This window comes from Paracidovorax oryzae ATCC 19882, from assembly GCF_000687165.1.
GTDB classification, from domain to species: domain Bacteria; phylum Pseudomonadota; class Gammaproteobacteria; order Burkholderiales; family Burkholderiaceae_C; genus Paracidovorax; species Paracidovorax oryzae.
Window position 1 is genome coordinate 1 of sequence record NZ_JMKU01000055.1, and the last position, 7,312, is coordinate 7,312.

3 protein-coding genes are annotated in these 7,312 nt (G+C 68.9%); all 3 read right to left on the reverse strand.

The window, feature by feature from the left end; genetic code table 11:
- Nucleotides 1–4,386 (reverse strand): DUF6531 domain-containing protein (locus T336_RS25565; protein WP_035226992.1); only part of this gene is annotated, 4,386 nt, incomplete at its 3' end.
- Between the two features lie 44 nt (nucleotides 4,387–4,430).
- Nucleotides 4,431–4,889, reverse strand: coding sequence for a DUF1795 domain-containing protein (locus tag T336_RS0122245; protein ID WP_026434178.1), 459 nt, complete (start codon nucleotides 4,887–4,889; stop codon nucleotides 4,431–4,433).
- Between the two features lie 30 nt (nucleotides 4,890–4,919).
- Nucleotides 4,920–7,312: type VI secretion system Vgr family protein (locus T336_RS25570; protein WP_035226995.1), on the reverse strand; the 2,393-nt coding region annotated here is incomplete at its 5' end.

Below are 7,312 nucleotides of genomic sequence, written 5' to 3' on the forward strand. Positions count from 1 at the left end.
CCCGATCGGGTCAGGCGTAGTGAACGCCCCCAGATCCGCGTCATAGTAGCGGAAGGTGTTGTAGTGCAGCCCCGTCTCCCGGTCCAGGTACTGCCCCTGCATGCGCAGGTTCTGCGGCAGGGGCGCCGCGCCGGCCTGCGTCCGGATGCCGGTCTCCGCCATCGGCGCATCCAAGGGACGACCTGCCGCATCGAACGCTTGCCATTGCTCGGTGACCGCGCTGCCCCAAACGCGATATTGCGCCCGCCATACGACTTGCCCGTTGCGATCACTCATTTCCTCAGGCAGTCCATTGGGCTGCAGGTGGAAGTAGTAGATGCGCGCGGAGGACGCAGATGCGGAGGCGGTCTGTTGCGCCAAGTCTGGCTCCGGCATCCGCACGCTGGCCGACTTCTCTACCGTTCCTTTGCGCTCCGCGCCCAGCTCAGCCAGATAGCGCGCCGTCGCCCCCACCGGTCCCGCCACCGCATGGTGCGCGTCGCTCGCGTCCCCATTGGTGACCGGGACGGAACGGACCTTGCCCGTGGCCGGATCACCTCGCGGGTCCTCCCCCGCCAGCGCCAGCGCCAGCACCGCCACCGGATGCTCCGGCTCCAACAGGCCGGCACCATCGATGCGCGCCAGCGGCCGGTAGCTGGCCGGTTCGTACACATAGGTGCTGGTCTGCGCACCGCGGCTCTCCTGCAGCAGCCGCAGGCCTTCCCACACGAACCGCGTCTGGCCGAAATCGTCCTCCTTGGCGATCCGCCGGCCCAGGGCGTCGTACCGGTAGCGGAAAACCTGCCGGATGGGTTCGCCATCGCGGCCCGCACGGATCACCGAGGCATGGGTCATGCGGTGCAGCGCGTCGTAGCGGCAATGCAGTTCGGTGTGCGCACCGATGCGCTTGCGCACCAGCCGGCCGAAGCCGTCGTAGTCGTAGCGCTTGTCCTGCAGCACCTTCACCCGGTTGTGGCGCACCCAGCCCCGGCTGCCCTCGGCGCCTTGCGGCACGGGCGCGTCGAGCCGGTTGCCGGCCGGGTCGTAGTGGAAGACCTCGTGCAGCGCCTGCTGCAGGGCCGGAGACGCACCGCCCACGGCCCCTGCGGCCTGCAGCGTGGCGGACAGGACATGGCCGGCCGGGTCATAGCGGTAGCGCGTCTCTCCATTGCGGCTGTGGCGCGAGCGCACCAGTTCACCCGAGGCGTCATAGTCCCATTGCTTGCGCAGTCCGTCCGACGGCACTCCCATGTCCGACGCGGCCGATGCATCCGGCATCTGTCCCGCCCAGTCCGCACCCACCCGCAGGCTCGCCGACTGTGTCCACTGCGCCCGCCGGCGGCCCAGCGGGTCGTAGGCCCAGCGGCTCGCCCAGCGCCCCTGCGTGCGCAGCACCTCGCGGTGCAGGTCGTCGCGCTCGATGTCGGCCACCACGACGCCGTCCAGGCTGATCTGGTGGACATGGCCGCTGCCATAGTGCAGGTGGCGCAGCACGCGTCCGTCCGGCAGCTCGGTGGCGAGGCGGTTGCCCAGCGGGTCGTGCGTGTGGCGCAGCACGGTGTGCGTACCGGCGACCGCATCCTCGGCAGTCTCCAGGGTGAGGTCTCCCAGCGGGCTGTAGCCGAAGGTCACTGTGTGGTTGGGTGACTGGCCGGTGGCGTCGAGCGTTTGCGCCCGCACCACGCGCCCCATCCTGTCATAAGCGAAGCGCTGCACGATGCCCTCCCGGGCCGCGGCCTGCACACGCTTTTCCACGAGCCGGCCGATGGCATCTCGGTCATACACCGTCTGGATCGGCGCGGCTGGCGCGTGGCCCGGTATCGCGTGCTCGATCACATCGTCCTCGCCCGGGTCTTCCCGCAGTGCTACCACGCGCCCCAGCGCATCGTGCGCGAATGCCCGCCGGCTACCGTCCGGCCGCAATTCCTGCACCATCCGGTTGGCCGTGTCGTAGGCAAAGCGGTAGGTGGCGCCGTTCTCGCTGACGAGGCTCGCGAGGCGGTGCGCTGCGTCGTAGCCCAGGTGGACCGTGCTGCCGTCGGGCCGCTGCAACGCCAGCAACTTGCCGTGGATGTCGTAGTGGTAGCGCGTGAGGTGGTGGCTGGAATCCCCCGAAGCGACCAGGCGGTCCGCGTCGTCGTAGGTGTAGCTGCGTGCCGCCCCATCGGCCAGCGTCGTGCTCAACAGCCGGCCTAGCGCGTCATGCACGTAGCGCGTGGTCTGGCCCAGCGCATCTATATGCTTGCTCAGGAACCCGTTGGCGTCGTACTCGAAGCGCGTGGTCTTGCCCGAGCAATCGGTGTGGCGCACCAGCAGGGCGCGTTCATCCCAGGCCCATTGCTGGCGTCCACCGTTCGCGTCGATGGTGACCACGGGCAGGCCGCGGGGGTCGTGCAGCGTGGTTTCGCGCCAGCGCGCCTCGCCCTCGTCGCCCGGAACATGCGGCGGCGTGCCCGGGTCCAGCGGCGGCCCCAGCACCTCCGTGCGGTTGCCGCGGTCGTCGTAGGTGTAGTGCCAGCGGGTGCCGTCCACGGCGGTGGCCGCGCGCACGCGCTGCAGGCGCTCGTGCCAGTCCAGCCGGGCGGTCTGCCCCAGCGGGTCGGTGGCGCCGGTCAGGTTGCCCAGACGGTCGTAGGTGAAGGTGAACCGGCTGCCGTCCGCACGCGTCCAGGCCAGCAGTTGCCACAGGTCGTTCCACTCCATGCGCTGCACCTGCCCCAGCGGATCCTCGATGCGCGTGACGTTCTGGTCCGCATCGTGGTCGAAGAGCTGCACCCGTCCGAGGTGGTCCGTGACGCGCGTGCGCCGATCACCGGGCCGTTCGCCGGGCAGGTCGTACTCGAAGGTCCAGGCGGTGGCGGGCATGCCCGGGGCCGCATCCTCCAGCCAGTGCTGCACCACGCGGCCTTCGGGCGCCGGCCGGTCCCACCGGTAGCGGGCCACCAGGCCGCTCGCGAAGGTCTGTGCGACGAGCGTGGCGCCCTCCCAGGTGAAGCGCCGCACGCAGCGGCCCAGGCGGTCGATGACCTGGGCGAGCTGGCCATGGGCGTCGTAGCGGTATTCGACCAGCGTGCCGGCCGGACCGCCCGCCGTGAGGTCCACGCGCACGAGGCGCAGCCCGCCGGCCTGCGCATAGCGCAGCGCGAGCCGGTGGCCCGCGCTGTCGGTCACATGCCGCACCACGCCATCGCCATCGCGGTGGAAGTCGATGGTGTTGCCGTTGAAATCCGCCCACTGCTGCAGCCCCAGGCGTTCGCCATCGCTGCTGCCGGTGCGCTGGCCGAAGCAGTAGATCCAGCCCAGGGCGGGCATGCCGATGAAGTAGGCACCGCCCTCCCCACGGCTCAGTTGCACGCCTTCCGGCACGCTGAACATCTGGCCGCCGGGCGGCAGGTCGTCGAAGGGGATGTCGCGGCCGGCCTCGTCGATGAAGTGCGCCTTGCCCCCCTCGAAGACCAGCTCCACGCTGAAAGGCAGGCTCCAGCCCGTGCCCAGCGCGCCCGTGCGCGCGTCGCAGGACGCATACGTGCGGCGCCAGACGACGGGCAGTGCCCCAGGCAGGCTGAAGTCGGTGTCGTCGTCGCCCAGCAGCACCTTGGCGCCGGTCACCACGTGTACCGGCTTGCCCTGCAGGAAGTTGCCCACGGCCGTTCCAGCACTGTCGCCAGCACCGGTCGCAGCCGAGTGGCCCCCATCGAAGGACGGCAGGATCTCGCCCATCACCTTAGCGCCCACCACACCGGTGAGAACGGCCATCCCGAAGCACTTGACGCCCGCCTTCAGCGCGCCGGCAGCGCCACCGAGGATGCCCGCCCAGAATCGGGCCTTGCTGGCGAAGTCGCGGTCGGACTGCGGCACTTCGCGCACGCGGAACTCCGCGATGGGCACGGACTCGCCGCCGATGAAGACGTCCTCCGATCCCTTGCTGATCTTCGCCTCGCAGTCCACGCAGTCGCCCTCACGAGCGGCGCGGTAGCTGTCGATGAAGACGTTCTCGCTGCCGAAGATGACCAGGCTGGGGGGCATGCTGTGCTTGTCGCACATGGCCACGTCCAGGCCCGTGCGGATGGCAGGCTTGTCGTTGATGAAGACCGTGGTCGATCCGGTCGCCGTGAGCGTTCCGCAATCGGAGGTAAAACTTCGACCGAAGGCCTCGCCGAAGGACTGTACAAAGTCACCCACCAGGGAGAAGGCATGCGCCACGACGAACGACGCCACGGCAACACCCAGGCCGATAGCGATCCCGGCGGCCGTGCCGAGGCCCGGACAGGCGATCGTCCCCACCACGGCGCCGATCGCCACCGCGGCCCCGAATTCGATGCCGACCGCTGCGGCCGCGCCGGCAGCATGCCCCTCCCGCGCATAGGTGTGGGCGATCGGATCGTGCAGTCGGGCGGCCTTGGGCATGGCGTGGTGCGTTTAAAGCAGGTGTGAGAAAGAAACCGGCAGCCTCACGCGCGCAGGCGCAGGCTGTGCAGGACCGAGGCCCAGTGGGCGACGTGCTCCTCCTTCCAGGGGCCGGCATACGTGCCGGTCACGACCAGTGCACGACGCCCGGGCATCTCCGCGAGCACGATCTTCTGGTGGATAGGGTGGCCCTGCTTGGTGTAGGTGACGTAGGCACCCGCAGCGTTGTGCGCTCCATCGGAAGAAGGTGCGCCCGCCGGCGCATTCAACGGCAGATGGGTCGTGCCGAACTCCAGTTCCTTGAACTGCTTGCCCGACGTGGACAGCGCCTTGACCTGCTCGCGCAGCAGTTGCTCGACGCTTCCGCCCTCGTCGAAGTAGTCGCGCGTGATGACCACGCTGAAAGGCAGCGCGGGGTCACCGAAGACCAGCACGTTCACGCTGCGGTCGATGAAGCTGCCCTCGGGCAGGTCGAAGGTGGCTTCCTGGATGTGGTACTGCATGGATGGTTCCGCGGCCGAGGCCGCGGGAGGTCAGTTGATGTTGACGGGCTTGCCCAGCACGGTGAGCACGTCCTTGAGCTCGATGAGCCCGTTCTTGCCGCGGATCTCCACCTTGCCGTCGCTGGTGAGGGTGATGGAGGCCCCCTCGCCCGCGGTGAGCGTGATCGTCGCGCCCGCCTGCAGGCGGATGTGCTGGCCGGCCTTGACGAGCACCGAGTCCTCGGTGGCCTGCAGGTTGACGTTCTGCTGGCCCACGACGGTGGCGGTGTCGGTGCGCGAGGCCAGGGTTGCGTTCTGCTGGGCGGTGAGGTTGAGGTTGCCCGTCTGCGCGTCGGTGGCGATGTCGCCCGCGCCCACCGTGGTGCGCTGCCCGCCTTCGGAGACGTGCGTCAGCATGCCGGCCCGGGCGAGCTGCGTGAGCTGCGCGCCGCTGGAGACCGTGATGTGCTGCGTGGCGTGCATCGACGCGCTCTGGCCCGAGCTGATGACGATCGGCTTGGGGCTGACCATCGTGTGGCCCTGCGGGCTCACGATGGAGACGATGGGCTGCGTGATGTCGCGCGAGAGTTCGCGCAGCGCCTGCGACTGCGGCATGGCCGGATCGGTGTCGGACGGCAGGGCCGCTTCCGGTGCACCACCGCCGCCCTGGAAGGCCGAGAGCGCTGCCGCGGCCTTGGACAGCGATGCCGATGCCGCCTGCGCGCCGGTCATGGCCGCGATGCCCGAGCCCAGTTCCATCATGTGCGAGGTCTTGAGCGAGTTGAGCGCGCCGAGGTTCGCGTCCAGCGTCTGCGCCGCCTGGCTGGCCTGCTGCATGAGCGATGCCGTGCCGGACAGTCCCGCGCCCAGCTGGTCGAAGCCGTCCGGGTTGAAGTTGGCCACCATGGACGTGAAGTCCTGCGGATAGGTGGTGATGAGCAGGCCCTTGTCCGCCCGGATCGAGCCCCACAGGTCCGTGCGCAACTCGAAGCCATACCCCCGCTGCGAGCCCGTGCCCTGGTGCATCAGGTACCCCATGTTCAGGTACGTGTTGCCGTACGTGTTCGACAGCTCCAGGTGCTCTATCCCCTTCTGGTCCTCGAAGCGCAGCATGCTCGCCCCGCCACCTCCCTTGCTCCAGCGCGTGAGCGTGCCCGACTGCGTCTTGTGCTCCGGCAGCTTCCACGGCGGCATCTGGTCCGCGTTGTACACCCGCCCCGTGATGATCGGCTGGTCCGGGTCTCCGGACAAAAAGTCCACGATGACCTCTTGGCCTATGCGCGGCAGGTAGATGCTCCCGTAGTTCTGCCCCGCCCAGCCGTGCGACACCCGGATCCAGCAGCTGGACTGCTCATCGAACTTGCCCTGCCGGTCCCAGTGGAACTGCACCTTCACCCGCCCGTACTGGTCCGGCCAGATCTCCTCGCCCGGCGGGCCCACCACCACCGCGGTCTGCGGCCCCGTCGTCTTCGGCTTGGGCGTCACCCGTGCGGGGGTGTAGGGCAGGCTCGTGGGCTGCGCCTGCAGGGTAAAGCGCTGGAAAGAGCCCTCTTCCTGCACCGTGCCCTTGCCCCCGGGGTTCGCCGCGCTCACCCGCGGGTTCTCCTTGAAGTGGTATTGCAGGCCGGTGATCAGGTACTGCTGGTTCTGGTCCCCGCGCGGGTAGTTCTCCAGCGTGAAGAGGTAGCCCGTGGCCAGGGAGCGGTGGCGCGATTCGCCGCGCACCGTGCTGCGACCGCTCAGGTTCTCCTGCAGCCGCACCCGCGCATAGGCTTCGCCGTCGCCGAACTCCGTGTAGCCTCCCGGCCACTCGTAGGTCTCGTACGCGTCGTGGCTGTGGCCCGGCGGCATCTGCCGCATGTTCGCCAGGTCCGCCTTGGGCTTCTTGAAGTCGTAGTCGTCGTTGTAGAAGCGGCCCGAGTGGATCTCCTCGTGCAGCTCCCAGGCGTGGATGTTCTCGCGGTCCGCCGTCGCCGACTTCTCGGGCGGATAGAAGGGAATCGTGGCCGCCCCGGGCAGCGGCTGGTGCGAGGCCACGATGTCGTCGGCCAGCGTCAGCGTGTGCTGGCCCTGCGCATGCTGGTGGTAGTAATAGATGCCCTCGTGCTCCATCAGCCGCGAGACGAACTGCAGGTCGCTCTCGTCATATTGCACGCAGTATTCCCACGTGCGGTAGCTGCGGCTGAGTTTCTTCTCCAGCGGATATCCGTACACGCCCAGCACCTCCTCGATGATGTCGGGCACGCTCTTGTTCTGGAATATCCGGAAATCGCTCTTGCGCGAGGCCAGCCAGATCCAGGGCTGCAGCCGCAGGCGGTAGGCGTAGAAGCGGTGGTCCTGCCCCTGCGTGCCGAAGCGCGTCACGATCCCGTCGAGGTAGCGCCGGCCGCCGCCTTCGGTTTCCACCACCACCGTGGCGCTCTTGCCCAGCAGCGCCTTGGGGT